Here is a 1,141-nt window from a genome sequence, read left to right as displayed (position 1 = left end):
GTGAGCCGCCGACCAAGGAGTCGGCGCAGACCCTGCTGGAGAACCTGTACTTCAACCCCAAGCGGTACGACCTGGCCAAGGTGGGCCGCTACAAGGTCAACAAGAAGCTGGGCGTGGACGCGGACATCAACGTCGGTGTCCTGACGGAAGACGACATCGTCGCGATGATCGAATACCTCGTCCGCCTGCACGCAGGCGAGGAGTCGGAGGAATTGCCCCTGGAGGTCGACGACATCGACCACTTCGGCAACCGGCGGATCCGCAACGTCGGCGAGCTGATTCAAAACCAGGTCCGGCTGGGCCTGGCCCGCATGGAGCGCGTCGTGCGCGAGCGCATGACGACCCAGGACGTCGAGGCGATCACGCCGCAGACCCTGATCAACATCCGCCCGGTCGTGGCCGCCATGAGGGAGTTCTTCGGCACCTCGCAGCTGTCGCAGTTCATGGACCACATCAATCCGCTGGCCGGGTTGACGCAGAAGCGCCGGCTCAACGCGCTCGGTCCGGGTGGTCTGTCGCGTGAGCGGGCCGGCTTCGAGGTCCGTGACGTGCACCCGTCCCACTACGGCCGGATGTGCCCGATCGAGACCCCTGAGGGTCCCAACATCGGCCTGATCGGCTCGCTGGCCTCCTACGCCCGGCTCAACCCGTTCGGTTTCATCGAGACGCCCTACCGCAAGGTCGTCGACGGCAAGGTGACCGACCAGATCGACTACCTGACCGCCGACGAGGAAGACCGCTACGTCAAGGCGCAGGCCAACACCGCGCTCAACTCCGACGGCTCCTTCGCCGAGGCGCGGGTGCTGGTGCGCACCAAGGGCGGCGAGACCGAGCTGGCCCGGGCCGAGGAGGTCGACTACATCGACGTCTCGCCGCGCCAGATGGTCTCGGTCGCCACCGCGATGATCCCGTTCCTGGAGCACGACGACGCCAACCGGGCCTTGATGGGTGCGAACATGATGCGTCAGTCGGTGCCGCTGCTCAAGAGCGAGGCGCCGCTGGTGGGCACCGGCATGGAATACCGGGCCGCGACCGACGCCGGTGACGTGATCAGCGCGGAGAAGGCCGGTGTGGTGGAGGAGGTGTCGGCCGACTACATCACGGTGATGAACGACGACGGCACCCGCACCACCTACCGGGT

1 pseudogene is annotated in these 1,141 nt (G+C 66.6%); it reads left to right on the top strand.

What is annotated here, in order from left to right:
- Positions 1-1,141: pseudogene (locus AB0H75_RS50230) on the top strand (DNA-directed RNA polymerase subunit beta); the annotation flags it as partial.

It is taken from the genome of Nonomuraea sp. NPDC050783 (genome assembly GCF_040802095.1).
Lineage (GTDB): Bacteria > Actinomycetota > Actinomycetes > Streptosporangiales > Streptosporangiaceae > Nonomuraea.
Note: the sequence above shows the minus strand (reverse complement) of the source record. Positions and strands in the feature narration are given on the sequence as shown.